This is a genomic window from Pseudomonas sp. 18175 (genome assembly GCF_050432925.1).
Taxonomy (GTDB): Bacteria; Pseudomonadota; Gammaproteobacteria; order Pseudomonadales; family Pseudomonadaceae; genus Aquipseudomonas.
Window position 1 is genome coordinate 131,559 of record NZ_JBKFTO010000002.1, and the last position, 26,862, is coordinate 158,420.

The following is a 26,862-nucleotide window of genomic DNA, read 5'->3' on the forward strand; positions in this document are numbered from 1 at the left end:
ATGAGACTTGCCGATCCTGAACTGCTGCGTGAACTTTGCTACATCGACGGCCAGTGGCTGGCTGCGGACCAGGGCCAGACCATTGATGTGACCAACCCCGCCAGCGGCGAGATCATTGCCCGCGTGCCGCGCATGGGCGCCGATGAAACCCGTCGTGCCATCGCCGCCGCTGAGGCTGCATTGCCTGCCTGGCGTGCACTGACTGCCAAGGAGCGTGCCGCACGCTTGCAAACCTGGTTCCGCCTGATCCTGCAGCATCAGGAAGACCTGGCGCAGATCATGACCGCCGAGCAAGGCAAACCCCTGGCCGAGGCGCGAGGTGAAATCGCCTTCGCGGCAGCCTATGTGGAGTGGTACGCGGAGGAGGGCAAGCGCATCTATGGCGATGTGATCCCGTCGCCCAGCGCGGATCGCCGCTTGATCGTGACCAAGGAACCGATTGGTGTATGCGCGGCGATCACGCCGTGGAACTTCCCGGCGGCGATGATCACGCGCAAGGCTGCGCCTGCATTGGCGGCGGGCTGCACGCTGGTGCTCAAGCCTGCGTCGCAAACGCCCTTGAGCGCCTTGGCGTTGTGTGTGCTGGCTGAGCGTGCGGGCATTCCCCGTGGCGTGTTGAGTGTGGTGACTGGGGATTCAGGCGCGATTGGCGGTGAGCTGACCGCCAGCCCGATTGTGCGCAAGCTGTCATTCACCGGCTCCACGCCCATCGGCATCAAGTTGTTGGAGCAGTGCGCGGCCACGGTGAAGAAGGTCACCATGGAACTGGGCGGCAACGCGCCGTTCATTGTGTTTGACGATGCAGACCTGGACGCGGCCGTCGAGGGCGCGCTGATCGCCAAATTCCGTAATGCCGGGCAGACCTGCGTGTGTGCCAATCGCTTCTTTATCCAGGACGGTATCTACGAGCGCTTTGTGGAGAAATTTTCCGCGCGCATCCGGGGTTTGAAGGTAGGTGATGGCGACCAGGCAGGCACCGAAGTCGGGCCGATGATCGATGCCAAGGCCGTGGCGGGGGTGGACGCTTTGGTGACGCAGGCGCGTGAGGCGGGCGCCCGCGTGATCACTGGAGGCCAACGGCATGCGCGGGGCGGGGCGTTCTATGAGCCGACCTTGCTCGCGGATGTGACCGAGAGCATGCGCGTGGCCCAGGAAGAAATCTTCGGCCCGGTGGCGCCGCTGTTCCGCTTCAAGACCGAGCAGGAGGTGATCGCCCAGGCCAATGCCACGGAGTTCGGGCTGGCCTGCTACGTGTACGCCCGCGACCTGGGGCGTGTGTGGCGCGTGTCGGAAGCGCTGGAGTACGGCATGGTTGGGGTCAACGTCGGCGTGCTGGCCACCGAAGTCGCGCCGTTTGGCGGGGTCAAGGCGTCGGGCCTGGGGCGTGAAGGCTCACGCTACGGCATCGAGGACTATGTGGAAATCAAGTACGTGTGCCTGGGTATCGGTTGACCGGTAACGCAGCAGGGCGGGGATTACTCCCCGCTCTGTACCAGACGCTGGTAGCGCGACAGGCTTTCTTCCAGGTGTTTGCGCAAGGCGTTGCGGGCGCCGTTGATATCGCCCATGGTGATCGCCGAAAGGATCGCGCCGTGTTCGCGGCCGATTTTCTTGATGTGCGCCTGGCGGCTCTTGCCAGTGGACTGGCCGTGCTTGAGGTGCAGGTCGAAGATGATGTCCGGGCCCAGGGCTTCGAGCAATTGGGTGAAATGCGGGTTGTTGGTAGCGCGGGCAATGGCCAGGTGGAACTCGAAGTCGGCCTTGGCTTCTTCTTCCAGGTCGCTGCCGTCCAGGGCGTTGAAGCGGTCGAAGGCCTGGGTGATATCGGCCATGCTGGTGGGGCTGCGGCGCTCGGCGGCGCGGGCGACGGATTCGGTTTCGATCCCCAGGCGCAGCTCCAGTACCTGTGCGGCGGCGCGTACGTCGTCAATCGCGGTGCTCAGGGCGTAGCCGATGCGTTTCACATCCTGCTCGACCACAAATACACCGACACCCTGGCGTGCGATCAGGCGTCCACCCAGGCGCAACGAGGCGACGGCTTCGCGGATCACCGGGCGGCTAACGCCGAACTCTTTGCACAGCTCTTGCTCGGACGGCAGCTTGTCGCCCGGACGGTAGGTGCCCACGTCGATTCGATTGGACAGTTCACGAATTACCGTCTCAGCCAGGTTGCCCCGGCGTGCACCCGTTGTCGCATCCATTTATGTCGCTCCTGAACCTGATTGCTCATCACGGAAGATGAAAAGTTGGAAAAAGTGGACGTCGTCGAATGATCGCAAAGTCTCTGATTATTTCGCCATTAAGCCGATGATACGGGTATTTCGGCGCGGCCCATAGGTTATCAAACAACTGACCCCTTAGGGTGCACAGCGCCGTTTGTCTCGTCGGAAATGCCACCTGTCAGTGCACTTTCTGGCGGTTACAAAATTGTCACCGGCATTTTCATTCAGGCCAAGCATACACCCATTGACAGTTGCCTGCTGACTGTTATCTTACAAGTGCGACGGCGTTGACCGTTTAGCGATGCAGTGAAGGGTAAGAAAAGCAGTCCCGAAAAAGGTCTGGATGCCGTGACAGGGCCCCAGGCGTGGAAAAGAAGACTTGCACGCCAACGTGCTCAATTCGTTTTGTCCGATGATTTCTGGGAGGGGTACATGTACAAACACAACCTGATCTTCACCGCGCTCGCTGCAGCCTTGGCCACGGCACTCAGTGCCGGCGTCGCCACGGCGGCCGAGACCGAGCAAGTGCGTATCGGCTTTGCCGGCCCCTTGACCGGCCCGTCCGGCCACCAGGGCCTGGATGTTGAACATGGCGTGGCCATTGCCATCGAAGAAGCCAACCAGCAACACCTGAAGTTCGGCGACAAAGAAGTGCAGTTCAAGCTGGTCTCGGAAGACGACGTGGCCGACCCCCGTACCGGCACTGCCGTTGCCCAGCGCCTGGTGGATGCCAAGGTCGCCGTGGTCATCGGCCACTACAACTCGGGCACCAGTATCCCGGCCTCGAAAATCTACAGCGACGCCGGTATCCCGCAAATCTCGCCCTCGGCCACCAACCCGGCCTTGACCCGCCAGGGCATCAAGTCGGTGTTCCGCGTGGTCAACGACGACGCCACCCTGGGCCGCTACGCTGGCAATTACCTGGTCAAAAAACTGGAAGCCAAGCGCATTGCGATCTTCGACGACCGCACCGCCTATGGCCAAGGCTTGGCCGATGAAGTGAACAAAGCGGTCAAGGCCGCTGGCGGTAACGTGGTGGTGCGTGAATACACCAACGACAAGGCCACCGACTTCAACGCCATCCTCACCACCGCCAAGGCCCAGCAAGCCGACGCCGTGTTCTTCGCCGCCCTGGACTATCAGGCGGCACCGATGGCCAAGCAGATGAAAAACCTGGGCCTGAAAGCCAAGTTCATGAACATCGGCAACCTGCCCAACGATGAGTTCAAGAAAATGGCCGGCAGCGCCGCCGAAGGCACCTACGCCTGGAACTACGGCACGCCGCTGCAAGACATGCCCAAGGGCGCCGCGTTCGAGCAAAAGCTCAAGAGCAAATACGGCGTTGGCGTGGTGCAGTCGTCTCCGGCGGCGTACGACGCTACCTGGGCGGCCATCTCCGCCATGGTCAAGGCGCAATCGGCAGACCCGGCGGTGTACCTGCCGGTGCTCAAGAGCAACAGCTATGACGGCGTGACCGGCACCATCGCCTTCGATGAGTTCGGCAACCTGAAAAACGCAGCGGCCACCATCTTTCAATTCGAAGGCGGCAAATGGAACACCCTGTCGGTCGAGCGCGACTGACACCCTTGCGGCACCTAAAACTATAAGCGGGCCGCCACGGCCCGCGACCACAACAAAAAGACCTTTTTCTGATCTGCCCTGAATGTCACCGCGTTGCTGTCACCGGCCGTGCTGGTGGTGTCGACGCAGCTTTGAGGATTCATCACGTGGAAGCCAATTTTGATATTTTGTTGCAGCAGATCCTTAACGGTCTGGTGCTGGGCAGCATCTACGCCCTGGTCGCACTGGGCTACACCATGGTCTACGGCATCATTGGCCTGATCAACTTTGCCCACGGCGAGATTGTCATGGTGGGTGCAATGGTCACCATTTCGGTACTGACCATGCTCGCCGGTTTCGGTTTTGCACCGGGTGTACTGACCCTGTTGCTGGCGATCATGATCGCGGCAGTCATTTGCATGTTGATGGCCCAGGGCATGGAGAAATTCGCCTATCGGCCATTGCGCAAGGCGCCGCGCCTGACCCCGTTGATCCTGGCGATCGGCATTTCGATTTTCCTCCAAAACCTGGCAATGATGATTTGGGGGCGTGGCTACAAGACCTTCCCTGAAGTGGTGGAAACGCGCCCGATCGAAGTGTTCGGTGCAACCATCACCAATATCCAGATGAGCATCATGATCATCTCGGTGGTGATCATGCTGGCGCTGTGGCTGCTGGTGGACAAGACCAAGCTGGGCAAGGCGATGCGCGCCACCGCCCAGAACCAGGAAGTGGCGGGGCTGATGGGTATCAATATCAACCGCGTGATCTCTGCCACCTTTTTGATTGGTGCATCTCTCGGCGCAATCGCCGGCGTGATGCGCGCGGTCAACTACGGCCAGGCGGATGCCTACATGGGCTTGCTGCTTGGGCTCAAAGCCTTCTCGGCCGCTGTGCTCGGCGGCATCGGCAACCTGTTCGGCGCCATGGCCGGTGGCATTCTGCTGGGCCTGATCGAGTCGCTGGCGGCAGGGTATACGGGGCAGATTACCGGCGGGTTCCTGGGTGCCAACTACCAGGACATCTTTGCGTTCATGGTGCTTATCCTGGTGTTGCTCGTACGGCCCAACGGGCTGATGGGCGAGCGTCAGGCTGACCGCGCCTAGGAGGCTCCCGATGAAAAATCAATACGCTCAATACGCGCTGCTGATCCTGGCGTTCATCGCGCTGCCCTTTGTAGTCGAAGCCGTACCGTTCCTGGGGCCGACCTGGGTGCGCATTCTCGGCTTTGCCATGCTCTATGTGCTGCTGGCCCTGGGCCTGAATATCGTGATCGGCTACGCCGGTTTGCTGGATATGGGCTATATCGGCTTCTATGCCATCGGCGCCTATTTGTACGCCTTGCTCTCATCACCGCACCTGAACATGGCCGGGCTGGCCGAAGGGGTGATGAACTGGCCACTGTGGGTCATCATTCCATTGGCCGCCATCGTCGCGGCGATCTGCGGGGTGCTGATCGGCGCGCCGGTGCTCAAGTTGCGCGGTGATTACCTGGCCATCGTGACCCTGGGGTTCGGTGAGATCATCCGCATCTTCATGAACAACCTCGACCAGCCGGTGAACATCACCAACGGCCCCCAAGGCATTTCCGGTATCGCGCCGCTGCATATCGACGGTGGCGCCTGGAGCTACGCCGCAGGCCAAGGCCCCGAGGCGATTGTGTCGCTGCAAAGCAAATGGAGCCTGTTCGGCCTGCAAGTCTCACCGGTGATCAGCTATTACCTGTTCTTTTTGGTCGTGGTGATCCTGGCGATCATCATGTCCAAACGCCTGGAAGTGTCACGCATTGGCCGCGCCTGGATGGCGTTGCGCGAGGACGAAGTGGCCGCCGAGGCCATGGGCCTGAACAAACGCAACCTCAAGCTGCTGGCCTTTGCCATGGGCGCGACGTTTGGCGGGGTGTCGGGGGCGATGTTCTCGGCGTACCAGGGCTTTGTGAGCCCCGAGTCCTTCACGCTGATGGAGTCGATCATGGTGCTGGCCATGGTGGTGCTGGGTGGCATGGGTTCGATTCGCGGCGTGGTGCTGGGAGCGTTGATCCTGTCGATCATGCCCGAGGTGTTCCGCGACCTGGTCAACTGGGTACAACCGTTCGTGCTGGACAACGTGACCTTTATCAGCCGCGACGTGCTGCGCAACGTGCTGGATGCCTCGACCCTGCGCATGCTGGTGTTCGGCCTGGCGTTGATTTTGGTGATGCGTTTCCGTCCCGAAGGGCTGTGGCCGTCGAGCCGCCGCCGTGCCGAGCTGCATGAAGATGAAAGCGAACCGTTGGACCCGCTGCCCGTGCTGGAAACCAAGCCGGCTGAGTTTCGTCTGCAAGAGGTCAACAAGGTATGAGCGACGTACTGCTGGAACTGCATAAAGTCAGTAAATTCTTCGGCGGGCTGCAAGCGCTGCACGGCATCGACCTGTCGATCAAGCGCGGCGAAATCCGTGGCCTGCTGGGCCCTAACGGCGCAGGCAAGACCACCTTGTTCAACGTGCTGACCGGCCTGTATCGCGCCGAGGAGGGCAAGGTCAATTTCAATGGTAAGCCGCTGCTGATCCGCAAACCGCACAAGGTGGTGGAGGCGGGCATCTCGCGCACCTTCCAGAACATTCGCCTGTTCCACAACATGACCGCCCTGGAAAACGTGATGATCGGCCGCCATGTGCGCACTAAGAGTGGTGTGTTCGGCGCGATCCTGCGCACCCCGGCCTGTGTGCGTGAAGAACGCGAGATCCACGAGGCCGCCCGCTATTGGCTGGACTACGTCGGCATCGGCCGCTTTGCCGGGGAGTTGGCGAAAAACCTCTCCTATGGCGACCAACGCCGCCTGGAAATCGCCCGTGCCCTGGCCACCGAGCCGTTGCTGGTGGCCTTGGATGAACCTGCCGCCGGCATGAACGCCTCCGAGACCGAAGGCTTGCGCCAACTGATGTGCAAGATGAAAGGCGACGGCAAGACCGTGCTGCTGATCGAACACGACGTAAAGCTGGTGATGGGGCTGTGCGATCACGTCACGGTGTTGGAGTTTGGTAAGAAAATCGCCGACGGCCTGCCGGCGCAGGTGCAGAAAGACCCTCGGGTGATCGAGGCTTATTTGGGTACGGAAACTGAGGCGTGAGCATGAAAAATATCCTCCAGGTCAACGACCTCAAGGTCTCCTACGGTGCGATCCAGGCCATCAAGGGGCTGGACTTCCACGTGGACGAAGGCGAGATGGTCGCCCTGATCGGCGCCAATGGTGCCGGCAAGACCACCACCCTCAAGACCCTGGCCGGGCTGCTGACACCCACGGCTGGCAAGATCACCTTCGACGGCAAGGTGCACTCGGGCATCAAGAGCTTCAACCTGATCCGCGAAGGCCTGGCACTGGTGCCGGAAGGCCGTGGGATTTTTCCCAAGCTGACCGTGTATGAAAACCTCGAAATGGGCGCGTTCTCGCGCAATGACGGCAAGACTGCCATCGAAGCCGATATCGAGCGCATGTTCGGTATCTTCCCGCGCCTCAAGGAGCGCGCGTTCCAGCTAGCGGGCACCATGTCCGGTGGCGAGCAGCAGATGCTGGCGATCTCCCGGGCGCTGATGGGCAAACCCAAACTGCTGTTGCTGGACGAGCCGTCCATGGGCTTGGCGCCGATCATCGTGCAGAAAATCTTCGAGACCATCCGCGAGGTGGTCAAAGGTGGCGTCACCCTATTGCTGGTGGAGCAGAACGCCAAGCTGGCATTGCAAACCTGCCAGCGTGCCTATGTGATTGATGGTGGCCGCATCGCCCTCGAAGGCCAGGCCGATGAGCTGCTGCACAACGAGCAGGTGCAAAAAGCCTACCTGGGCGAATGAGCCATGATCGCCCAACTCACACCGAGCGCCACGGCCGCAGGCTACAGTGATTTTTTAGCGGCCTTGAAGGCCGGGGGCTTTCGCGGCGAAATCAGTGCCGATTATGCGACCCGCACTGTCTTGGCGACTGACAACTCGATCTACCAACAGCTGCCCCAGGCCGTGGTATTTCCGTTTGATCAGGACGATGTGGCCTGTGTCGCGCAGTTGTTGGCGGCACCCAGGTATCGCGCGTTGAAGCTCACGGCGCGCGGTGGCGGCACCGGCACCAACGGCCAGTCGCTCACCGATGGCATCGTGGTCGACCTGTCGCGGCACATGAACAAGATCCTGCATATCGACCCACAGCGGCGCCAGGTACGGGTGCAGGCGGGGGTGGTCAAGGACCAGCTCAATGCGGCACTCAAGCCCCACGGCCTGTTTTTCGCCCCGGAGCTTTCTACCTCCAACCGCGCCACCGTCGGGGGCATGATCAACACCGATGCCAGCGGCCAGGGCAGCTGCACCTACGGCAAGACCCGCGACCATGTGCTGGAGCTGCACAGCGTGCTGCTGGGCGGCGAGTGCTTGCATTCGCGGCCGTTGAGCGAGGCTGAGCTGGCCCGTGAATGCGCCCGCGAGGACCGGGTGGGCGAAGTGCATCGCGTGGTGCGCGATGTTCATGCGCAAAAGGCCGACCTGATCGACGCCAAATTCCCCAAGCTCAACCGCTGCCTCACCGGCTATGACCTGTCGCATATCCGCGACGAGCAGGGGCGCTTGAACCTCAACAGCGTGATGTGTGGCGCCGAGGGCTCGTTGGGGGTTGTGGTGGAAGCGTTGCTGAACGTGCTGCCCATCCCGAAGTATGCGGTGCTGGTGAATGTGCGCTACGCCAGTTTCATGGACGCGCTGCGTGATGCCCGTGCACTGATCGCACTCAAGCCGCTGTCCATCGAGACCGTGGACTCCAAGGTGCTGCTGCTGGCGATGAAGGACATCGTCTGGCACAGCGTCGCGCCGTATTTTCCCGAAGACCCGCAGCGCCCGACCCTGGGCATCAACCTGGTGGAGTTCAGTGGTGATGAGGTCAGTGAGGTAGAAGGGCGCGTACGAGCCTTTATCGAACACCTGCGCAGCGACCTCACCGTCGAACGCCTGGGCCATACGCTGGCCGAAGGTGAGGCGGCGGTGAAACAGGTCTACGTCATGCGCAAGCGCTCGGTGGGCTTGCTGGGCAACGTGCAGGGCGAAATTCGGCCGCAGCCGTTTGTCGAAGACACCGCCGTACCGCCCGAACACCTGGCTGACTACATTGCCGAATTTCGCGCGTTGCTCGACAGCCATGGGTTGCAATACGGCATGTTCGGCCACGTCGATGCCGGCGTGCTGCACGTGCGCCCGGCTCTGGACATGAAAGACTCGCGCCAGGCCGCGCTGGTGCGCCCGATCTCCGACGCCGTGGCCGCCCTGACCCAACGCTACGGCGGCCTGCTGTGGGGTGAACACGGCAAAGGCCTGCGCTCTGAATACGCCCCGGCGTTCTTCGGCGAGTTGTACCCGTCCTTGCAGGCGATCAAATCTGCGTTCGACCCCCATAACCAATTCAACCCCGGCAAAATCGCCACGCCACTGGGCAGCAGCGAGGCGCTGATCAAGGTCGACGAGGCGCCGCTGCGCGGTGAGCTGGACCGCCAGATCGACGAGCGCGTGTGGACCCAGTACGCCTCGGCGGTGCACTGCAACGGCAACGGCGCCTGCTACAACTACGACCCGGACGACGCTATGTGCCCGTCATGGAAAGCTACGCGCCAGCGACAACATTCACCCAAGGGTCGCGCCTCGTTGATCCGCGAGTGGCTGCGCTTGCAGGGCAATGCGGGGGTGGATGTGTTGTCCGCGACCCAGCGTGGCTGGCGCCAACGGCGCAAGGCTGACGACTTTTCCCATGAGGTCTACGACGCCATGGCCGGTTGCCTGGCGTGCAAATCCTGTGCGGGGCAGTGTCCGATCAAAGTCAATGTGCCGGAGTTCCGCGCGCAATTCCTGGCGTTGTACCACACCCGGTATTGGCGACCGTTGCGTGACTACCTGATTGGCTCGCTGGAATTCAGCATCCCGTACTTCGCCAGGGTGCCTGGCCTCTACAACGCGGTGATGAACGCCGCACCGGTCAAACGCTGGCTGGCGGACCAGGTGGGCATGGTCGACAGCCCCTCCATCAGTCGGTTTGATTTCCAGGCCGTGCTCGCCCGCTGGCAGGTTGAACCGGCAACCGTTGCCCGTTTACAGCAACTGAGCCCCGCGCAAATCAGCCGCAGCGTGGTGCTGGTGCAGGATGCCTTCACCCGCTATTTCGAAACGCCATTGTTGGCCGCCTGTATCGAACTGGCCGCACGCATGGGCTACCAGGTGTACATCGCGCCATTCAGCCCCAACGGCAAACCGTTGCAGGTACAGGGGTTTCTCGGCGCCTTCAACAAAGCCGCGATCCGTAACGCCCGGCAGCTCCAAGCCCTGACCGATTGCGGCGTGCGGCTGGTGGGATTGGACCCGGCGATGACCCTGGTCTATCGCCAGGAATACCAGAAAGTCCCCGGCCTGGAGGTGAGCCCCACGGTTGAACTGCCCCAGGAATGGCTGCTTGATTGCCTGGACGAAATCCCCGCGGGCCCGGGCCCGACAACCTTCCGGCTGCTGGCCCATTGCACGGAAAAAACCAACGTGCCGGCCAGCAGCCAGCAATGGGTCGAGGTGTTTCGCCGCGCGAATCTTGAGCTGGTGGTGGAGGCGACGGGCTGCTGCGGCATGTCGGGCACCTACGGGCATGAGGCGCGTAACCAGCAGACGTCGCGGACGATTTATGGCCAGTCCTGGCAGCAGCAGGTAGCGCGACAAACGGGTGGGGAGCCGCTGGCTACCGGGTATTCGTGCCGTAGCCAGGTCAAGCGGTTGGCACACACCCAGTTGCGTCACCCCATTGAGGTGCTGTTGGCGTTGTATGGCGAGGAATGAGGAGGACACGGGTCCTCCCCATTGTTTTCATGTGCCTCAGAACAGCGGCAGCGTGTAGCTAATGATCATCCGATTCTCGTCAATGTCGCGCAGGTAGTTCGAGCGCAGCGCAGCATTGCGCCACAACACGCCCACGTTTTTGAACGTGCCTTGCTGAATGACATAACCGATATCGGTGTCGCGCTCCCATTCTCGGCCTTCACCGGCGACAGTTGCAGGGTGCGCGTGATCGGCTTTGGTGTAGCGCGTCGAAAACGTCAGCCCTGGCACCCCCAGCGCGGCAAAATCATAGGAATAACGCGCTTGCCAGGAGCGTTCGTCTTTCTCCATGAAGTCGTTGGCCATCATGTAGTTGGTCAGAAACGCATCGGTGCCGACCACGTAGGGCATCGCTGTACTGCCGCTAAGGCCTTGATAGGCCAACCCGGCCATGTGCCCGCCGAGGTTGTAGCTCAACAGTGCGTTGAGGGTGCGGTTGTCGATCTTCCCCGCACGGGCGGCGCCGCTGTCATCGCTGATGTAGTAGCGGACGTCACTTTTGATCGAGCCCACGGCCAGTGGCAAGGTGTGCACCAGCCCAAGGTAGTGCTGGGTGTAGAGATCATCCAACTCGCCGCGCTGATAGCTCAGTACCAGGTTCTTATTCATTGTGTAGTCGAGCCCGGCCAGTTTGAAATCGTCCGCTTCGGGCGCACCGCTGAAACGTCGATTTTTGTTCACCAGGGTCAGGGACTGGTTATGGGAGTAGTCGCGCAGGGTGGTGCGGTTGATGTCGCCAAAGGTGAGCATCAGCCCGTCGAGCTCTTTGGAGGTGACAATGCCGCCCTGAAAGGTCTGCGGCAGAATGCGCCCGATGCTGGATGCGATGGTCGGGTACTTGAGCAGCATCTCACCTATCTTGACCTCGGTCTTCGAGACCTTGGCCTTCACCGCGACGCCAAACTTGCTGTATTGATCCGGCGCGCGCCCATCGTGGCCGACAGGCAGCAAGCCAGTGCCACTGCGGTCCGGGCCGGAGTCGAGCTTGAGCCCGAGCATGCCGATGGCGTCAAGCCCGAAACCCACGGTGCCGGCGGTGTACCCGGAGCGAAAATCCAGCACGAAACCCTGGGCCCATTCTTCCCGTTTCGAGATGCCAGTGCCTTCGCGAAAGTCGCGGTTTAAATAGAAGTTGCTGGTCTGCAGGGTCGCATGGCTGTCGTCTATGAACCCCTGCGCGTGGGTGGTAGGGCTGAGCAGCCCCATTGGCAACAGGGTGGTGCAGATCAATACGCGCTTGTTGTTCGGCATGTGTGCTCCTGATGTGCGGCCATGGCTTCGCCGCTGCGCCTGGTTGGCGTCATTATTGTTGTGGTGTGCCAATGCCTGCCTCAGGGGGATGAGGCAGGGAAGGGGGATGGGTAAGTCAGCGCGAACTCAAGCCAGTACGCCGATCTGCCAGGGGCAGAACTCATCTTCGCCCAGGCCGTTCAGCTCGCTTTTGGTCTGCTCGCCGGAGGCGTGTGCCAGCAGGCGTTCGAAAATTTCCTGGCCCATTTGCTGGATGGTCTTGTCGCCATCAATGATCTGCCCGCAATTGATGTCCATGTCATCACTCATGCGATTAAACATGGGGGTGTTGCTTGCCAGCTTGAACGTCGGCGCGGGCAGAGAACCAAAGCAGGAGCCGCGTCCGGTGGTAAAGGCGATCATGTTGGCGCCGCCGGCGATCTGGCCGGTAGCAGACACCGGGTCATAACCGGGGGTGTCCATGAATACCAGGCCGTGAGTGGTCACGGGATAGGCATATTCATACACGTCCATCAACGGCGCATTGCCGCCTTTTTTTGCGCCGCCCAGGGATTTTTCCAATACGTTGGCCAAGCCTCCGGCGTTGTTGCCAGGGCTGACGCGCCCATTGATCTGTGTATCGCGGCCGCGGTTGTATTCGAGCCACCAGTCGATGCGCTCGATCAGCTTGCGGCCCACCTCCGCCGTAGCGGCACGTGCAGTCAAGGTGTGTTCGACGCCGAAGATTTCCGAGGTTTCGGAGAGAATCGCGGTGCCGCCGTGACGTACCAGGATATCCACTGCCGCGCCCAGCGCCGGGTTGGCCGACAAACCCGAGAACCCGTCCGAGCCGCCGCACTGCATGCCGATGATCAAATGTTCTGCACTGACCGGCTCGCGTTTGACCGCATTGGCCTGAGGCAACATGCCCTCAATCATCTTGATGCCTTGCTCGACAGCCGTTTTTACCCCACCAACATCCTGAATCACCAGGGACTTGAGCATGTCGCCCAACGCCAGGTTTTCCTGCTCGATGAACCCATAGATGTTGTTGCGTTCGCAGCCCAGCGCGATCAGCAGGCCGCCCGCGGTGTTGGCATGTTTGACGTGGCCGCCGATAGTGCGGCGCAGCAGGTTCATGGGTTCACCGGTCATTTCCATGCCGCAACCGATTTCATGCACGAACGGCACTACGCCGTCGATGTTCGGGTACGCGGCAAGACGCTCGGCGTCAAAGTGGTTGGCAATTTTGCGGGCGACCGTGGCGCCACAGTTACCGACGACAAATACCCCCAGGTAGTTGCGCGTAGCTACGCGGCCGTCGGCGCGGACGATGCCTTGAAAGGTCGCACGCCGCTCCTGCGGCAACACGTCGGTGGGCACGTAGTCCAGGCCGTAGCGGTAGTCGCGGGCGGTATCACCGAATTCGATGTTGTGACTGTGCATCCAGGTGCCGGCCGGCAACTCTTCGCTGGCGTAGCCGATCACCGTGTTGTACTTGAGCACCGGCTGACCTTTCTCGATCAGACGCGCGGCTATCTTGTGCCCCAATGGCACGTCTTGCAGGGTGGTCAATTGTTCGCTGGCAACGTGGGTGCCTGCGCTGATTTTCACACGTGCCACGACCACATTGTCGGCAGAATCGAGGCGGATGACGGGGCTGATTTCACGGTTTTGCATGGTGTGACCTTGTCAGTGACTGACTGTTGTTATGGGCGCAGGGTGCCGGGCCCGGCCCGGCATCCTTCAGATCGCTTACGGGCGTTTACCGAACTCTTGGGTGGCGACAGTCCAGGCCAAGGCCTGATCGCTCAGGCTAAAGCCCAGGCCTGGACGATTGGGCACTTGCATACGCCCGTTCTTGAGCACCAGGCGCTCGTTGAACATCGGCTCCAGCCACTCGAAGTGCTCCAGCCAAGGCTCCTGCGGGAAGGCGGCCGCCAGGTGCAGGTGAATCTCCATGGCGAAATGCGGTGCCAGGTTCACGCCCTGGACGCTGGCCTGCTGCATGATTTGCAGGAACGGCGTGATACCGCCCACGCGGGGCGCATCCGGTTGGATGAAGTCGCAGGACTTGTTGTTGAGCAACTGGGCGTGCTCACCAAAGCTGGTCAGCATCTCGCCAGTGGCGATGGCGGTGTCCAGTGAGGCGGCGAGGGCGGCGTGGCCTTCGACGTCGTAGGCGTCCAGCGGCTCTTCGATCCAGGTCAGGTCGAATTGTTCAAGCGTGCGTCCGAAACGCTGTGCGGTGATGCGGTCCCATTGTTGGTTGGCGTCCACCATCAGAGGGAAACCTTCGCCCAGGCGCTCGCGCACGGCCTTGACGCGTTTGAAGTCGATGCTGGTGTCCGGCTGTCCGACCTTGATCTTGATTCCGCCAATGCCGTTTTCACGCGACATGTCGACGTTCTCCAGCACCTGTTCCAGCGGCGTCGACAGGTAGCCGCCGGAGGTGTTGTAGCACTGCACCGAGTCGCGGTGGGCGCCCAACAGCTTGGCCAGCGGCAACTTGGCGCGTTTGGCCTTGAGGTCCCATAGGGCAATGTCGAATGGCGCGATGGCTTGGGTGGTCAGGCCACTGCGTCCCATTGAAGCGCCGGCCCAGAGCAGTTTGTTGAAGATCTTGGCGATGTCGTTGGGGTCTTCGCCCAGCAGCACCGGGGCGATTTCCTTGGCATGGGCATACATACCCGGCCCACCGGCGCGTTTCGAGTAGCCGAACCCGATGCCTTCGTGACCTTCACGGGTGCGGATTTCGGCGAAAATGAACGCGATTTCGGTCAACGGTTTTTGCCGACCGGTGAGTACTTTTGCATCGCTGATCGGCGCGGCCAGCGGCAGGATTGTCAGCGACACCTTGACCCATTCAATGGCGTCCGTGGTGGCTTCGCCGGCTTGCATCGAGGCGATTTTAGGGTCGATGTAAACGTTACTTTCAATCATCGTGGTCTCCAGCTTAATGGGCAGTGGCAGGTTTGATCAGGTCGGAAAGATGCAGGCGCTGGATCTTTCCAACGATGAAGAGGTACGAGAACGCCGCAATCAGGCCGTGGGCGCCGACATAGATCAGTGCGCTGTTGAATGAGCCGCTTGAATGCAAGAGGTAGCCGATCACCACTGGCGTGATGATCCCGGCCGTGTTGCCCATGGCGTTGAACACGCCGCCGGTCATGCCGACCATTTCCCTGGGGGCGGTATCGGCCACGACGCTGAACCCCAGGTTGCCAAAGCCCTTGCCAAAGAACGCCAGGCTCATGACCGCGATCACCAGCACCTGAGAGTCGACGTAGTTGCACAGAATCATCGTCGAGCTGAGCAGCACGCCGGTGATGATCGGGGTCTTGCGGGCAATGCTCAGGGAGTTCGTGCGACGCACCAGGTAGTCCGAGAAGAACCCGGACGAAATGGCACCGATAAGACCGCACAGGGCAGGAATAGAGGCCACCAGGCCGGCTTGTAGAATGTCGAAGCCGCGCTCCTTGACCAGGTAGATCGGGAACCAGGTCACGTAGAACCAGGTGATGGCGCTGACGCAGTATTGGCTGAGAAACATGCCCGCCAGCATTCGACTCTTGAACAGCAAGCCCACTTCCGCCAAGGTCGACAGCCCAGTCTTGGCCGCTGCCGGGTCGGTCTTGCGGCCCTCCAGGTCTACCAGCCCTTCGCCAGCGCGGATGTATTCAAGTTCGGCGGCGTTCATCTTTGGATGCTTGACCGGCAGGTAGTAAACCTTCCACCACACCACCGCGATCCCCAGGCCTACGGCGCCCATCACAATGAACACGTATTCCCAGCCGAAGCGGTAGCACAACCAGCCCATCAAGGGGGTAAAGAACGCCAGCGAAATGTACTGCGCGCTGTTGAAAATCGCGCCGGCCATGCCCCGTTCAGAGGAGGGAAACCAGGAGGCGATGACCCGTGTACAGCCAGGGCCGACAGGAGACTCGGCAATGCCGAGTAAAAAACGCAGCGCCAGCAGCAGCGGCACCACCATGCCGATAAAGTGCACCAGGCCCATGGCGATGGTGAACACCGACCAAATGGCGATGGCCGCCGCGAGGGTCTTTTTCGAACCGAGCCGGTCGGTGAGCCAGCCGGACGGAATCAGAAAGATCACATAGGCCCAACTAAAGGCCGAGAACAGATAACCCATTTCCACCGAGCTGATGCCCAGCTCCTTGCTCATGTCGGAACCGGCCACCGAAATCGCCGCGCGGTCGCCGCTGCTCAGGGCCAACACGATGGTGATCATCGCCAGGATGAGAAAGCGATAGCGGGTTCTTTTTGTGGACACCGCGGCGGCCTCAAGCTTGACCGAAGGCGCCGACGGGGGCGTTTGGATAGGCACGGAGCCTTCCAGCGCATAGCGCTCGTTGTTGTTCATGGGTGCCTCGTTTAATTATTTTTGTTGAGTGCTGAGGCATTGGCGGGCATGAGCTGCCAATGCCTTTAGTTGCATCGGGTTGCCACTGAAGCTGCCTCGATCCTAGAGAAATGCTGACGAGCACAACACCGCTCTCGTGATTCGAACGCGCCAATGTTCCATATGGTGGGAATAGCTCATGAGGACGGCGCACGGCAGCGGCGTGTTGGAGGTTCGGGGGGGGAGTTGTTGCGTCTTTCGCAGGTCTCACGTTGTGAGAATCAAGCGCGATCAAAACACTGCGGTGCATCGACTATTTCTCAAGTCGTGATACATCTAAAGGAAAATACGCGGCAGAGGTCACTGATGGATCGGGCAAAAGGCACCGCAGTACTCGACAAAACCTTCGACATCCTTGAGGCCATCGGCTTGTCCACCGAGGGGCTGGACAACCAGCAACTGGCGGCGCAGTTGAACCTGCCGCGCGCCACGCTCTATCGACTGCTCGCGTTGCTGGTGGAGCGAGGCATGGTGCGCCGCGACGCTAACAACAAGTGCTATCGCTTGGGCTTTCGTTACCTGGAGCTGGTGCGCGGCGCGTGGATGGAGCCGGACTTGATCGCTGCTGCAAGTTTCGAGCTGCGTGCCTTGCGTGACCTCACGGGCGAAACCACGTACCTGGCGATTCGCGATGGCGACCAAGTGCTGTCGCTGGAGCGCTGCGATGGCGCCCACAGTCGCCGCTCTGCTGCGTCCATGGGCCAGCGCAAGGCCATGCACTGCACCGGCCAGGGAAAGGCGATCCTCAGCGCACTGGCTGACGAAGATCGGCGTGAGTTGATACGGCACATGACGCTGACCGCCCTGACTCCGTTGACCATCACCGACCGCAACCGCCTGCAAGCTGAGTTGGACGTGACGCGGGTACGCGGTTACGCCATCGATGACGAGGAAATTGTCATGGGCGTGCGTTGCGTCGCAGCGCCCATTGTTGACAGCAGCGGGCAGGTACGCGGCGCCTTGAGTATCGCGGGGCCGGCCTACCGCCTGACGCTGGAGCGATTGACCCTGCTAGGTCCGGAGGTCGCGGCCTCGGCACAGCGTGTCGGCAGTCAGTTGGCGGTCAAGCAGGCCGAGGCGCGGCCGGATGAGTTGCAGCCGGTCAGCAGCCAGTGGGCGTTTCTGGGCGGCCATCCACGCTGGAGCGCGAGTGAGCAGTGCTTGTACTGGGCCGACAAACTCGGCCCTGCGGTCTACCGTCATGGCCCTCAGGGCACCACGCGGATTCTGCGCACCGAGAAACCGATCATCGGCCTAGAGTTAACGCCGAGCGGGTTGTTTGTGGCGCAGGATGACGAATATTTTCTCTTTGACAAGGGCGAAGTGCGCCATCGCACACCCTGGGGCTTTGGTACGCCAACCTGCCTGTGCTGCGACCCTGAGGGCCGGGTGTGGGCGGCGATCCGCATGGGCAGTGGTCAGTGGAAAATCGGCGAAGTTTCTCGCGAGGGCACTTTGATCAGTCACTGGCAAATCAGCGAGGCGATCAGTGCCTTGTGCTGGGATTCGCCACGCCAACAGTTGTTCGCGCTAGCGCCGGAGTCTGGCAGTTTGTACCGGCTGCGTGCCGGCGCCGAGGTGCGCCGCTTCACCAGCATGCCTAAAGGTTCCGGCCAGCTCAGTGGCTTGGCCGTGGATGCGGACGGTAGCGTGTGGACGGCCTTGTCCGGTGGCTGGAGCATCGTCAAGTTCGACCAGGAGGGCAACCTTGAACGCATGCTCGGCGTGCCCGTAGCGTCGCCTACCGATCTGTGTTTTGGCGCGGCAGATGGGGGCACCTTGTTTGTCACCTCATCGCGCCAGGCGGTCAGCCGCGTGGCGCTGAAGAACGCGCCGTGGTCCGGCACCGTAATGAGTACGCCCGCCGGCAGCCACGGTTCCCCGGCGCCGTTGACCCGTGGCCCAGCCTAGGCGCTTATTTCAAGGCGATGGTGTAGGAGAGGATCACACGGTTTTCGTCGCGGCGCCCGGTGGCGTCGCCTTGAATCTCGACGTTGCGCCAGCGCAGTGCCACGTCCTTGAAAGTGCCGGACTGGATCACGTAGCTCAGGTCGATATTGCGTTCCCACTCCTTGCCTGGTTGGCCGTTAATCTCGAAGTTGTCACCGTGCACATAGCGCGCGAATGCAGTCAGCCCGGGCACACCCCAGCCGGCAAAGTTGATGTCGTAGCGGCCTTGCCAGGAACGTTCCTGGGCGCGGTCGAAGCGCATCACCTGGATCGCGTTGCCCACCCCAGGCAAGTCGGTTTCCTGCAAAAACGGCAGGGCGTTGTTGCCGGCGTTGTACTGGTAACCCAGGGTGACTTTGTGCATTCCATAGGCCGCACTGGTCAGGGCTGAGGTCAGGCGACTGTCTAGAGGGCCCGCCAGCGCTGAGCCTTGCTCACCGGTGTCGGTGTAGTTAAGCGTGCCGCTCAGGCGCCAGGCGCCCACGTCCACGAATTGGGTCGCAGTGATGAGCTTTTGCCGATAGACGTCTTCCAATTCACCCGCCCACACCCCCAGGGTGAAGGACTGCACCGGATTCCAGGTGGTGCCCAGATAGTTGAAGCGGTCGCTGCTGACGCTCAGGTAGTTGCCGGTCTGCATGTCGCCGGAATGGGAAAAGCCACGATAGTTGGTCTGGCGCATCTGCCCGAGGCTGAAGGTGAAGTGATCGATCTCCTGACTGTCGAGCATCGCCCCTTCAAAGAATTGCGGCAGTAGGCGCGAGTCGCCGGCGTACACCAGCGGTATCTTGGGGAAAAGCCCGCCCACCTTCAGTTCCGTTTTTGAGTACTTAAACTTCAGTGCCGCTGTGCCTTCGGAGTACTGATCGACCGAGCTGGGGTCACTGTCGCGTCCGCTGCCCAGGCGCTTGGTAAAACCTGGCAACAACTCACTGCCACTGCGGCCTGGTGATGAGTCGAGCTTGAGCCCGAGCCCGGCGTATACATCCACACCCACGCCAATCGGCGTGTCGGTGTACCCCGATTGAGCCTTGAAGATAAAACCCTGGGCCCATTCCTCGATCTTCGACTGGGCCGGTGCTTTGACGTCGCGCAGGTCATGGTTGTAGTAAAAGTTTCGCAGCGTCAGCGTAGCTTTGCTGTCGTCGACAAAGTCGGCGTGGGCGAAAACAGGGGTCAGTCCCAGGCTGAGCAGGGGCAGGGAGCAATAGACTTTCATTGTTATTGTTGTCCTTCGGGGGTGGGTGAAAACGTGTTAGACGGGGGTCCAGGTCAGTGAGAACGTGGCGCTCAAGGTATGCCCGGCTTCCAGCACCTGGGTGCCTTGCTCCGGCCACTGGTTGAACGCGTTGGCCAGGTGGGATACGGGCTCCAGGCACAGATAAGGCGCACCAGGCGGGGCGAATATCACCAAGTGGCCAAGGGTGTGATCGGCCTGCATCAACAGTTGGCCCTGGGGGTAGTCGAGTTGCGCGCGACCGTCCCAGCGCGAGGCATAGATCGCCACCTCGTGGGCGACGTCGGCGGGCAGGCGTAGCGGTTCGTGCAGTGCAAGCGCGCTGCCGATGGGCAGGTAATCCGCGTCCAGTTCCCAGGCAAGCTTTGGCGCGCACTGCACGGTCATACCGGGGTGGCGTTGGAAATAAGGATGCAGGCCAAGGCCCGCAGGCATTGAACTGTCGCCAAGGTTGGTGACCGAGAGCTGCAGTCGGATGCAATTGCCCTCCAGGTCGAAACGCTGTTGAAAACGCACCGGCCATGGCCAGTGCTCGCCGTTGTAGTCCACGGATAACAGGGCGTGGGTGGGGCTGTGGTCAATCACGTCCCACGCCAGGGTGTGGCTGACGCCATGTAGCGTGTGCGGATGCGCAGCCGGGTGGGCCGGCAGCGTGTGGGTGACGCCCCCATGGGTGAGGCGTGCGTCGCGCAGGCGGTTGGAGTAGGGCAGCAGCGGATAGGCACCGCCGCGCGGCCAATGCAGCGGGTCGAAACGGTTCGCCTGGATCGGCGTAAGCACGTCCAGCGTGCCGACTGTGAGGCTCGCGCTGCGCCCACCCCATTGCGGCAGCAGAACCAGGGACCAGATTGGGTTGTGCAATACCAGGGTTTGCATGTTCGCTCCGTATTTCTCGGGCACGCAGAAGCCCCGCCGGCTGGCCGTGAGGCGCCGGAAAGGGCAACTGCAAAAAAAGGGGGGCGTCAGGTGCGCTGGTAGCGCTCGAACACCGTCATGTCCAGGTCAAGGCCCAGTCCCGGGCCCTGGGGGACGGCCAGCGCACCCTCGTGCAACAAGGCGGGCACGTCGTACAACCAGCCTTGCGGTTGCACATACAAATATTCCACCAGCGGCACAGCCGGTTGCACGGCGGCCAGATGCAGGGTGGCGATCAGCCCCGGCCCGAAGTAGGGCGTGTGAGGCAGCACTACTGTGCCATGCTGGCTGGCGAGGTTGGCAATGCGCAGGCATTCAGAGATGCCGCCGACTTTGGTCACGCTGGGCTGAATCGAATCGACCGCACCCTGCTTCAAGGCCTGTTCAAACTGATGGGCCGTGCACCAGTTCTCGCCCGCCGAGATCGGCACACCGGCGCCGCGCAGGCTGGCCAGGGTGGCGAAATCTTCCGGCGGAAAGATCGGCTCCTCCAGCCACGCCAGCTTCAACTCGGCCAGGCGCGGCAGCCAGGCGCGCACATCGTCGACTTTCCACGCGCAGTTCACGTCAGTGGCCAGCGCCGTTTCGTTGCCCACCGCATCGCGGCAACGGGTAATTTCGGCAAGGCTCACTTCGTGCAGCTTGATCGTCTTGAAGCCCTGATCCAGCGCCTGTTGGCAGACCTGTGGCGCCACGCTGTTTTCGCCGTAGCGCACCAGGCTGGCGTAGGCGGGGATCGATTCACGACTCGCTTCGCCCAGCAGGCGGTGCAGCGGTACATTTTCACGGCGCGCCTTCAAGTCCCAAAGCGCCATGTCTACGCCGGAAAGCGCAAAGGTGGTCACGCCGTAGCGACCAAACAAATGCAGCGCCAGCTGCGTGTCCAGGTTCCATTGGGCAATGTCCTGTACCTCGCGGCCCACCAGCAGGGGTGTGAACAGGCGTTGGATCAGCGCGCGAGTGGCATCGGCGACGAAGTAGCCGAACGCCTCGCCCCAGCCCACGTTGCCGCGCTCGTCCTCGACCCGTACCAGCACGTTTTCCAGGGTGTTCCAGGTGGTGGGCGTGACATCGTGGCCCTTACCGCCGTCGGTGAACGGGATCTCGACAATGTAGGTGTCCAGTCGGGTGATTTTCATGCTTGCGCCTCCAGCAGTGGGGCGAGGGTGGCGCCGGCGTAGCTGCCGCCTACGTGATCACGTCCGGAATGGAGCGGGTCCATCGCCGCGTAGGGCAGGAAATCTTCGGCCAGGTGGTCGGCGGCGTTGTCCTGCGGCCGGTAGCCCAGCGCACGAGCACGATCATTGCTGAACAGCGCGTTCGGGCATTCGGATACGCCGTAGACAATCTCGTGACGCACATCGGGGTGTTCCAGGCCGATACGCACCAGTTGCGCCAAGTCACGGGCACTGGTCCACAGGCGCTGGCGACGGGCATCGCTGACCTTGGCATCGGCATTGCCGATGCGGATCACAAAGGTGGGTAAGTCATAGCGCAGGGTCCAGGCAGCACAGGCGGCTTCACCGAACACTTTGCTCAAGGCGTAGTAACTGTCGGGGGCGGGGGGCATATCGTCAAAGGTCTTGGCCGCATCGGTGCGGTATTGACCGACAACGTGGTGGCTGCTGGTAAAGATGAAACGCTGCACGCCATGACGTTGGGCGGCTTCCAGTAGGTACAGCGTGGCGTGGTAGTTCGGCTCCACGGTGCTGCCAAAGGCAATTTCGGTACCGTGGGCACAGGCCAGGTGCAGTACCGCATGGCTGCCGGCGACGGCCTGATCGACAAAGGCCGGATCGGTCAGGTCGCCGACCCAGGCGGTTTCGCCTTGCTCAAGGTCGTGGATCGGTTGACGGTCCAGCAAGCGCAACTGGTATGTCTGGCGCAAGTAAGGACGCAGGGCCGTGCCGACGATGCCTGCGGCACCCGTGATCAGAAGTGTTTGCATAGCCAATACTCGAATACGTGAAGTGCCGCCCGCGGGCGGCGATCAAAATCAGGCGGCGGCTGCGACAGCCTGTGGCGCCTTGGGTGCACTGACGAAAAATGCCACGACCAATGCGCCGAATACCCCAAGGATACCCGCCAGGCCAAAGCCGCTGGAAAAGGTGCCAGTGCTCTGGATGATAATCCCGGTCAGCGTCGGCGCGACGATGCCAGACAGGTTCGCCAGCCCGTGCATGAAACCACCAGCGGTACCGACTTGGTGATCCGGCACGGCGTCCTGGATCAGTGACCAGTAGGCGGGTGCCGAAAGCATCAGGAAACCAATCGCCGCGGTCATGACCACCACGGTCGACGTCACACTTTCCAGCTGCCCGGTAATGCCGATGCAACATGACGCGATCAGCAGACACGTCACCAGCACCACCTTGCGCGAAAACAAGCGACGCCCGGTGCGCTTGAACACCCAGTCAATCAATACGCCGCCGGCGATGAACCCCAGGGTGCCGACAAACCAGGGCAGGGCCGTGACAATGCTCATGGATTTGAGGTCGATACCCTTGGCGTCGATCAGGTAACTGGGGAACCAGGTCATGAAGAAGTACAGGATGTAGTTGTAGCAAAACAGCGAGACACCGGTGACCAACACTGCTCGTTGCATGATGATCTGCATCACCGGGGTGCGCGGTGCATCTGCTGTTGCTTGCACGGGCACGTCACGGTCGGCATTGATCAGCGCCAGTTCCTGCGGGCCGACCTTGGGGTGTTCCTTGGGCGTCGAAGCCGCTACGCGAAACCAGGCGATGGCCCACAAGATGCCGATACTGGCGATCACCACGAAGGCCGCCCGCCAGCCCAGCCACAGGGCCAGGAACCCCACGATCGGACCCGCCAACGCGCCACCCAGCGGGCCGCCCGCTTGGGCAAAACCAATGGCACGGGCGCGTTCTTTGATGGGGAACCAACTGTTGATAGCTTTGTTGGCCGTGGTGCTGACCGGGCCTTCGCCCACGCCAAACAGGGCGCGCACGATCAGCAACGACCAGAAGTTGAAGGCCAGGGCTGTGCAGCCGCACAGCACCGACCAGAACCCCATCGACCAGGTGAGTACGCGCTTGGGCCCGAAACGGTCGGCCAGGTAGCCGCCGACGAAACAGAACAGTGCATACCCAAAGAAGAAGCTGGAGAAAATCAGGCCCTTCTCCGACGGGGTCAGGTGGTAATCCTGGGTGATAAACGGCATGGCAATGGACAGGGCAGCGCGGTCAACGTAGTTGATGACCATCGCCAGGAACAGCATCGTCAGGATCGTCCAACGATAGGGTTTATTGTTATGCATTGCTGTCTCCGCGCGCCCTCGTTGGGGCGCGCCTCTTATTGTGGTCGAACCGGTATCAGCAGGTGTAATCCACTGCCACCCATTCGAAATACTGCTTCAGGTCCGTGACGAGTGCCTGGTGGGCAGGGTGGGGCAAGTAGCGCGCCACCGCGTCGGCATCGTCGAAGCTTGAATCAAGCAGGTAGTCCCAGCAAATCGGACGATCCAGCTCATTGGCCGCGACGGTCCAGTCGCGGATGAAGTCAATGTGTTCTGGCAGGCGGTGCATACGCTCCACCAACTGCTGCTCCAGTTCCGGGTTGGCCTCCACGGCGGGCAGGCGGCGGAACATTACAAGGTGTCGCATCATGCTCAAACCCTCCAGGCCGGTGCGTCCTGTAGGGCTACCGGACGCAGGAAGCGTTCGATGGCGGCATAGCCTACCGACGTGGTCTGTGGCGCGGTGGAACTCGGCCATGGACCGCCGTGCTGTTGTGCGGCGCACACCGCCACGCCGGTCGGTACGCCGCTGAACAGCACACGTCCGGAGACGGCTTCGGCAGCGCGTACCAGAGCACGGTTGGCCTCGGTGTCTTGGTCTGCCCCCCAGAGGGTGGTGGTAAGGGTGCCGCCGATGGCATTCAGCACTTGATTGACCTGCTCCAGGTCGCGGGCTTTGACCACCAGGGCACCAGGGCCGAACATCTCCTCACGCAGGGCCGGGTCCTGGATGAACGTGGCCGCCTCGGTGATGTACAAGCGTGGAGCCGGGCCCTCGGCGCCTTCAGCCGGGGCGAGCAGGGTGGTGGCGTGGGCGGCGACATGGCCGCTCGCCTGTTCAAACCCCTGGCGCATGCCAGGGGTGAGCATGGCATGGGTCTGGATCGGTGCCAAAGCTTCGCACAATTGGCCGATAAAACGTTCACTGGCCGGTTGGTCGAGCAGCACGATCACGCCAGGGCTGGTGCAGAACTGGCCGCAGCCCATCGTGATCGAAGCTGCCAGGGTCTTGGCCAGTTCGGCGCTGTTATCTTCCAGGGCAGCCGGCAGCGCTACCAGAGGATTGATCGAACCCAACTCACCAAAGAATGGCACCGGGCGCGAACGTTCGTTGGCCAGTTTCCACAACGCGGTGCCGCCTTGGAACGATCCGGTAAAGGCGACGGCAGTAATATCTGGATGTTGCACCAAATAGCCTCCGGCGCCACGGCTGGCGTTATCCACCAGGGTCAGCAAGCCGTCGGGCAGCCCTTGGGAACGTACGACCTCACGAGCCAGGTCAAACACCGCTTGGGACAGGCGCGGGTGGCCAGAGTGGGCCTTGACCACCACCGGGCAACCGGCGGCCAGGGCCGAGGCGGTGTCACCACCGAGTACGGAAAACGCAAAGGGGAAGTTGCTCGCAGAGAACATCGCCACCGGCCCCAACGGTCGTGCTACGCGGGTCAGCTGCGGGCGACCAACAGGCGGCGCGCCTGCCACGGCAGCGTCGACAATGCGCGCATAGGCGGGGCCGCTTGCCAGGCCCTCGGCGAAGCCGCGCAGTTGGAACGCGGTACGGGCGATTTCCCCTGTCAGGCGGCTGGTACCCAAATGGGTTTCTTCGTCGGCCAGCGCAATCAGGGGTTCTTTATGCGCTTCAAGTGCATCGGCCAGGCCGCGCAGCAGGGTGGCACGCACCTGGGCGCTGGTTTCAGCCCAGAACGAGGCAGCAGCACGGGCTTGGGCGACGGCGGTGTCGACCAGGTTGTGTTCGCTCATCTCAAGCCTCCCGTGGTTCGAGGTGGTAGCCGCGACCTTCATAGTCGAAGGCCACCAGTTCATTAATGGTCACGTCCTGTTTGGCCGGTGAGGCGTAATAGGCGCGAATCTCGCTGATCAGGCCGGTGTCCTTGTCGAAGATGTACCACTCGTCACCGCGCAGAGCGGTGCCCAGCTTGCCTTTCCAGTGGGTCCATTCGATCACGGCTTCGTCGCTGTCGTGGCTCACCAGGATTTTTTCGATGGTCCACTGCGAACCCAGGTTTTCCACACACCACTGCCACTTGCGGGCAATGGTGTCGGCGGTGCGCCACGGGATTTCCGGCAGGCCGTCGGGGAAGTAGTGCACGGCGTCCGGAGTGAAGCAACTGACCAGCGCGTCATAGTCCGCCGCGTTGCACGCTGCGAAGTAGCGACGGATGGTGTGTGCGTGCTTGTGCTCGGCCATGCTCAAACTCCTTTGCCAATGATCGACGGGATAGTCGGGCGACCCGAGGCGACCCAATCCTGATAGGCCGCAACCGCGTCTGGGCTGGGTGGGTATACGCCCCACAGCGGCTCGCCGGCGGCGATACGCATGGCCAGGTAGTGTTCGATATCGTCTTGCTCCAGGCACACGTCTGCCAGTTCTTCGGCCAGGTGCGCCGGCACCAGGGTCAGGCCATCGGCATCGCCGACAATCACGTCGCCGGGATACACGGCAATACCGGCGCAGCCAATCGGCACTTGCAGGTCGGCCACATGGTGGTAGGAAATCCGCGTTGTCGCCACGATCTCACGGGCGTAGGCGGGCAGCGGCAATTCGGCGATCTCGCTGCCGTCGCGCAGTGCGCCGTCGGTCACGATGCCACGAGCGCCGCGTGCCAGCAGGCGGGTGACCAGGATGTTGCCAGCGGATGCGGCAGCAGCGTCGTTACGGCTGTCGATGACCAACACGTCCCCCGGTTGGATTTGCTCCACACCCTGCCATTGCAGGTTGTCGCCGTTGGGCTTGGTGGTCATGGTGCCGTAGGTGTCGATATCCTCACGCGCTGGAATAAAGCGCATGGTGAACGCTCGGCCGGCAAACGGTTTGGCCGTTCGGCTCATTGCCTTGAGGCCAACAAATGCCGGTTGGCGGTAGCCGCGCTTGAACAGTTGGGTGGTCAGTGAGCCGCTGGAGCAACGCGCTAGCTTTTCCAGGGTTTGATCGCTGACGGTGACGTTACGGCTGGCCGTGTTGTCGTTTGCTTCAGCGTATTGGTGAATAGCCATTGTGTTCTCCTGGCATCCCGTGGAACGGGGTAAGTTCTGCTCGGGCAAGGCGAGCGATGGAGCGGATGCTAGGCCCAACCGAGGGTATGGCAAAACGTCGCGCCTGGCTGGACGTGGTCGCTGTCTCACATCGCGGGACTGCGTGTTCTGTGACCCTGCCTGCCAGCGTTTACCCGGATGTTTCGC

The 26,862-nt window shown here is 61.7% G+C and carries 22 protein-coding genes; 8 read left to right on the plus strand and 14 right to left on the minus strand.

Going from position 1 to position 26,862, the window contains the following annotated elements:
- Positions 1 to 1,452, plus strand: coding sequence for an NAD-dependent succinate-semialdehyde dehydrogenase (locus ACLD1Y_RS03640; protein WP_429475547.1), 1,452 nt, complete (start codon positions 1 to 3; stop codon positions 1,450 to 1,452).
- 23 nt (positions 1,453 to 1,475) lie between these two features.
- On the opposite strand, the gene ACLD1Y_RS03645 is transcribed toward ACLD1Y_RS03640, so the two are convergent.
- Positions 1,476 to 2,201 carry a FadR/GntR family transcriptional regulator gene (locus ACLD1Y_RS03645; protein ID WP_429475548.1) on the minus strand — a complete coding sequence of 242 codons (726 nt, stop codon included), beginning with the start codon at positions 2,199 to 2,201 and terminating at the stop codon, positions 1,476 to 1,478.
- 453 nt (positions 2,202 to 2,654) lie between these two features.
- On the opposite strand from ACLD1Y_RS03645, the gene ACLD1Y_RS03650 reads away from it, so the two are divergent.
- The 6 genes from ACLD1Y_RS03650 to ydiJ all read left to right on the plus strand — a co-directional run bounded on the left by ACLD1Y_RS03650 (position 2,655) and on the right by ydiJ (position 10,605).
- Positions 2,655 to 3,803 carry a branched-chain amino acid ABC transporter substrate-binding protein gene (locus ACLD1Y_RS03650; RefSeq protein ID WP_429475550.1) on the plus strand — a complete coding sequence of 383 codons (1,149 nt, stop codon included), beginning with the start codon at positions 2,655 to 2,657 and terminating at the stop codon, positions 3,801 to 3,803.
- Between the two features lie 146 nt (positions 3,804 to 3,949).
- Complete coding sequence (locus tag ACLD1Y_RS03655) at positions 3,950 to 4,888, plus strand: branched-chain amino acid ABC transporter permease (protein WP_429475552.1); 939 nt, start codon at positions 3,950 to 3,952, stop codon at positions 4,886 to 4,888.
- A gap of 10 nt (positions 4,889 to 4,898) precedes the next feature.
- The gene (locus ACLD1Y_RS03660; RefSeq protein ID WP_429475554.1) at positions 4,899 to 6,122 is read left to right on the plus strand and encodes an ABC transporter permease subunit; all 1,224 of its coding nucleotides are present in this window, start codon (positions 4,899 to 4,901) and stop codon (positions 6,120 to 6,122) included.
- Positions 6,119 to 6,892 (plus strand): ABC transporter ATP-binding protein, encoded by a 774-nt coding sequence (locus ACLD1Y_RS03665; protein ID WP_429475556.1) that lies wholly within the window; start codon positions 6,119 to 6,121, stop codon positions 6,890 to 6,892. The genes ACLD1Y_RS03660 and ACLD1Y_RS03665 overlap by 4 nt, the downstream gene beginning before the upstream one ends.
- 2 nt (positions 6,893 to 6,894) lie before the next feature.
- Positions 6,895 to 7,611 (plus strand): ABC transporter ATP-binding protein, encoded by a 717-nt coding sequence (locus tag ACLD1Y_RS03670; protein ID WP_429475557.1) that lies wholly within the window; start codon positions 6,895 to 6,897, stop codon positions 7,609 to 7,611.
- 3 nt (positions 7,612 to 7,614) lie between these two features.
- Positions 7,615 to 10,605: a D-2-hydroxyglutarate dehydrogenase YdiJ gene (gene ydiJ, locus ACLD1Y_RS03675; protein ID WP_429475559.1), complete on the plus strand. Its 2,991-nt coding sequence runs from the start codon at positions 7,615 to 7,617 to the stop codon at positions 10,603 to 10,605.
- A 36-nt stretch (positions 10,606 to 10,641) separates the two neighbouring features.
- On the opposite strand, the gene ACLD1Y_RS03680 is transcribed toward ydiJ, so the two are convergent.
- The 4 genes from ACLD1Y_RS03680 to ACLD1Y_RS03695 form a co-directional block, all read right to left on the minus strand.
- Positions 10,642 to 11,895 carry an OprD family porin gene (locus ACLD1Y_RS03680; protein ID WP_429475561.1) on the minus strand — a complete coding sequence of 418 codons (1,254 nt, stop codon included), beginning with the start codon at positions 11,893 to 11,895 and terminating at the stop codon, positions 10,642 to 10,644.
- Positions 11,896 to 12,021: 126 nt separating this feature from the next.
- Positions 12,022 to 13,554 carry a UxaA family hydrolase gene (locus ACLD1Y_RS03685; protein ID WP_429475563.1) on the minus strand — a complete coding sequence of 511 codons (1,533 nt, stop codon included), beginning with the start codon at positions 13,552 to 13,554 and terminating at the stop codon, positions 12,022 to 12,024.
- A 75-nt stretch (positions 13,555 to 13,629) separates the two neighbouring features.
- Positions 13,630 to 14,817: an L-talarate/galactarate dehydratase gene (locus ACLD1Y_RS03690; RefSeq protein ID WP_429475565.1), complete on the minus strand. Its 1,188-nt coding sequence runs from the start codon at positions 14,815 to 14,817 to the stop codon at positions 13,630 to 13,632.
- Between the two features lie 13 nt (positions 14,818 to 14,830).
- The gene (locus ACLD1Y_RS03695; protein ID WP_429475566.1) at positions 14,831 to 16,258 is read right to left on the minus strand and encodes an MFS transporter; all 1,428 of its coding nucleotides are present in this window, start codon (positions 16,256 to 16,258) and stop codon (positions 14,831 to 14,833) included.
- A gap of 345 nt (positions 16,259 to 16,603) precedes the next feature.
- Between ACLD1Y_RS03695 and ACLD1Y_RS03700 the strand changes: the two genes are divergently transcribed.
- Positions 16,604 to 18,208 (plus strand): IclR family transcriptional regulator domain-containing protein, encoded by a 1,605-nt coding sequence (locus ACLD1Y_RS03700; RefSeq protein WP_429475567.1) that lies wholly within the window; start codon positions 16,604 to 16,606, stop codon positions 18,206 to 18,208.
- A gap of 4 nt (positions 18,209 to 18,212) precedes the next feature.
- On the opposite strand, the gene ACLD1Y_RS03705 is transcribed toward ACLD1Y_RS03700, so the two are convergent.
- The 9 genes from ACLD1Y_RS03705 to ACLD1Y_RS03745 all read right to left on the minus strand — a co-directional run bounded on the left by ACLD1Y_RS03705 (position 18,213) and on the right by ACLD1Y_RS03745 (position 26,676).
- Positions 18,213 to 19,466, minus strand: a complete 1,254-nt coding sequence (locus ACLD1Y_RS03705; protein ID WP_429475569.1) for an OprD family porin — start codon at positions 19,464 to 19,466, stop codon at positions 18,213 to 18,215.
- A gap of 36 nt (positions 19,467 to 19,502) precedes the next feature.
- Positions 19,503 to 20,360 (minus strand): aldose 1-epimerase, encoded by an 858-nt coding sequence (locus ACLD1Y_RS03710; RefSeq protein ID WP_429475571.1) that lies wholly within the window; start codon positions 20,358 to 20,360, stop codon positions 19,503 to 19,505.
- Positions 20,361 to 20,446: 86 nt separating this feature from the next.
- On the minus strand, positions 20,447 to 21,538 hold the full coding sequence (locus tag ACLD1Y_RS03715) for a mandelate racemase/muconate lactonizing enzyme family protein (protein WP_429475573.1): 1,092 nt from the start codon (positions 21,536 to 21,538) through the stop codon (positions 20,447 to 20,449).
- The gene (locus ACLD1Y_RS03720) at positions 21,535 to 22,347 is read right to left on the minus strand and encodes an NAD-dependent epimerase/dehydratase family protein (RefSeq protein ID WP_429475575.1); all 813 of its coding nucleotides are present in this window, start codon (positions 22,345 to 22,347) and stop codon (positions 21,535 to 21,537) included. Before ACLD1Y_RS03720 ends, ACLD1Y_RS03715 begins: the two co-directional genes overlap by 4 nt.
- 48 nt (positions 22,348 to 22,395) lie before the next feature.
- Complete coding sequence (locus ACLD1Y_RS03725) at positions 22,396 to 23,682, minus strand: MFS transporter (protein ID WP_429475577.1); 1,287 nt, start codon at positions 23,680 to 23,682, stop codon at positions 22,396 to 22,398.
- Positions 23,683 to 23,737: 55 nt separating this feature from the next.
- Positions 23,738 to 24,031 carry a Dabb family protein gene (locus ACLD1Y_RS03730; RefSeq protein WP_429475579.1) on the minus strand — a complete coding sequence of 98 codons (294 nt, stop codon included), beginning with the start codon at positions 24,029 to 24,031 and terminating at the stop codon, positions 23,738 to 23,740.
- A gap of 2 nt (positions 24,032 to 24,033) precedes the next feature.
- Positions 24,034 to 25,422, minus strand: a complete 1,389-nt coding sequence (locus ACLD1Y_RS03735) for an aldehyde dehydrogenase (NADP(+)) (protein WP_429475580.1) — start codon at positions 25,420 to 25,422, stop codon at positions 24,034 to 24,036.
- Position 25,423: 1 nt separating this feature from the next.
- The gene (locus tag ACLD1Y_RS03740) at positions 25,424 to 25,870 is read right to left on the minus strand and encodes a nuclear transport factor 2 family protein (RefSeq protein WP_429475582.1); all 447 of its coding nucleotides are present in this window, start codon (positions 25,868 to 25,870) and stop codon (positions 25,424 to 25,426) included.
- Positions 25,871 to 25,872: 2 nt separating this feature from the next.
- The gene (locus tag ACLD1Y_RS03745) at positions 25,873 to 26,676 is read right to left on the minus strand and encodes a ribonuclease activity regulator RraA (RefSeq protein WP_429475583.1); all 804 of its coding nucleotides are present in this window, start codon (positions 26,674 to 26,676) and stop codon (positions 25,873 to 25,875) included.
- Positions 26,677 to 26,862: the final 186 nt, after the last annotated feature.

What these genes read in the sequence shown, in the direction of transcription:
- ACLD1Y_RS03640 (WP_429475547.1), top strand. Translation starts at nt 1, where the DNA reads ATGAGACTTGCCGATCCTGAACTGCTGCGTGAACTTTGCTACATCGAC.
- ACLD1Y_RS03645 (WP_429475548.1), bottom strand. Translation starts at nt 2,201, where the DNA reads ATGGATGCGACAACGGGTGCACGCCGGGGCAACCTGGCTGAGACGGTA.
- ACLD1Y_RS03650 (WP_429475550.1), top strand. Translation starts at nt 2,655, where the DNA reads ATGTACAAACACAACCTGATCTTCACCGCGCTCGCTGCAGCCTTGGCC.
- ACLD1Y_RS03660 (WP_429475554.1), top strand. Translation starts at nt 4,899, where the DNA reads ATGAAAAATCAATACGCTCAATACGCGCTGCTGATCCTGGCGTTCATC.
- ACLD1Y_RS03665 (WP_429475556.1), top strand. Translation starts at nt 6,119, where the DNA reads ATGAGCGACGTACTGCTGGAACTGCATAAAGTCAGTAAATTCTTCGGC.
- ACLD1Y_RS03670 (WP_429475557.1), top strand. Translation starts at nt 6,895, where the DNA reads ATGAAAAATATCCTCCAGGTCAACGACCTCAAGGTCTCCTACGGTGCG.
- ydiJ (WP_429475559.1), top strand. Translation starts at nt 7,615, where the DNA reads ATGATCGCCCAACTCACACCGAGCGCCACGGCCGCAGGCTACAGTGAT.
- ACLD1Y_RS03680 (WP_429475561.1), bottom strand. Translation starts at nt 11,895, where the DNA reads ATGCCGAACAACAAGCGCGTATTGATCTGCACCACCCTGTTGCCAATG.
- ACLD1Y_RS03685 (WP_429475563.1), bottom strand. Translation starts at nt 13,554, where the DNA reads ATGCAAAACCGTGAAATCAGCCCCGTCATCCGCCTCGATTCTGCCGAC.
- ACLD1Y_RS03690 (WP_429475565.1), bottom strand. Translation starts at nt 14,817, where the DNA reads ATGATTGAAAGTAACGTTTACATCGACCCTAAAATCGCCTCGATGCAA.
- ACLD1Y_RS03695 (WP_429475566.1), bottom strand. Translation starts at nt 16,258, where the DNA reads ATGAACAACAACGAGCGCTATGCGCTGGAAGGCTCCGTGCCTATCCAA.
- ACLD1Y_RS03700 (WP_429475567.1), top strand. Translation starts at nt 16,604, where the DNA reads ATGGATCGGGCAAAAGGCACCGCAGTACTCGACAAAACCTTCGACATC.
- ACLD1Y_RS03705 (WP_429475569.1), bottom strand. Translation starts at nt 19,466, where the DNA reads ATGAAAGTCTATTGCTCCCTGCCCCTGCTCAGCCTGGGACTGACCCCT.
- ACLD1Y_RS03710 (WP_429475571.1), bottom strand. Translation starts at nt 20,360, where the DNA reads ATGCAAACCCTGGTATTGCACAACCCAATCTGGTCCCTGGTTCTGCTG.
- ACLD1Y_RS03715 (WP_429475573.1), bottom strand. Translation starts at nt 21,538, where the DNA reads ATGAAAATCACCCGACTGGACACCTACATTGTCGAGATCCCGTTCACC.
- ACLD1Y_RS03720 (WP_429475575.1), bottom strand. Translation starts at nt 22,347, where the DNA reads ATGCAAACACTTCTGATCACGGGTGCCGCAGGCATCGTCGGCACGGCC.
- ACLD1Y_RS03725 (WP_429475577.1), bottom strand. Translation starts at nt 23,682, where the DNA reads ATGCATAACAATAAACCCTATCGTTGGACGATCCTGACGATGCTGTTC.
- ACLD1Y_RS03730 (WP_429475579.1), bottom strand. Translation starts at nt 24,031, where the DNA reads ATGATGCGACACCTTGTAATGTTCCGCCGCCTGCCCGCCGTGGAGGCC.
- ACLD1Y_RS03735 (WP_429475580.1), bottom strand. Translation starts at nt 25,422, where the DNA reads ATGAGCGAACACAACCTGGTCGACACCGCCGTCGCCCAAGCCCGTGCT.
- ACLD1Y_RS03740 (WP_429475582.1), bottom strand. Translation starts at nt 25,870, where the DNA reads ATGGCCGAGCACAAGCACGCACACACCATCCGTCGCTACTTCGCAGCG.
- ACLD1Y_RS03745 (WP_429475583.1), bottom strand. Translation starts at nt 26,676, where the DNA reads ATGGCTATTCACCAATACGCTGAAGCAAACGACAACACGGCCAGCCGT.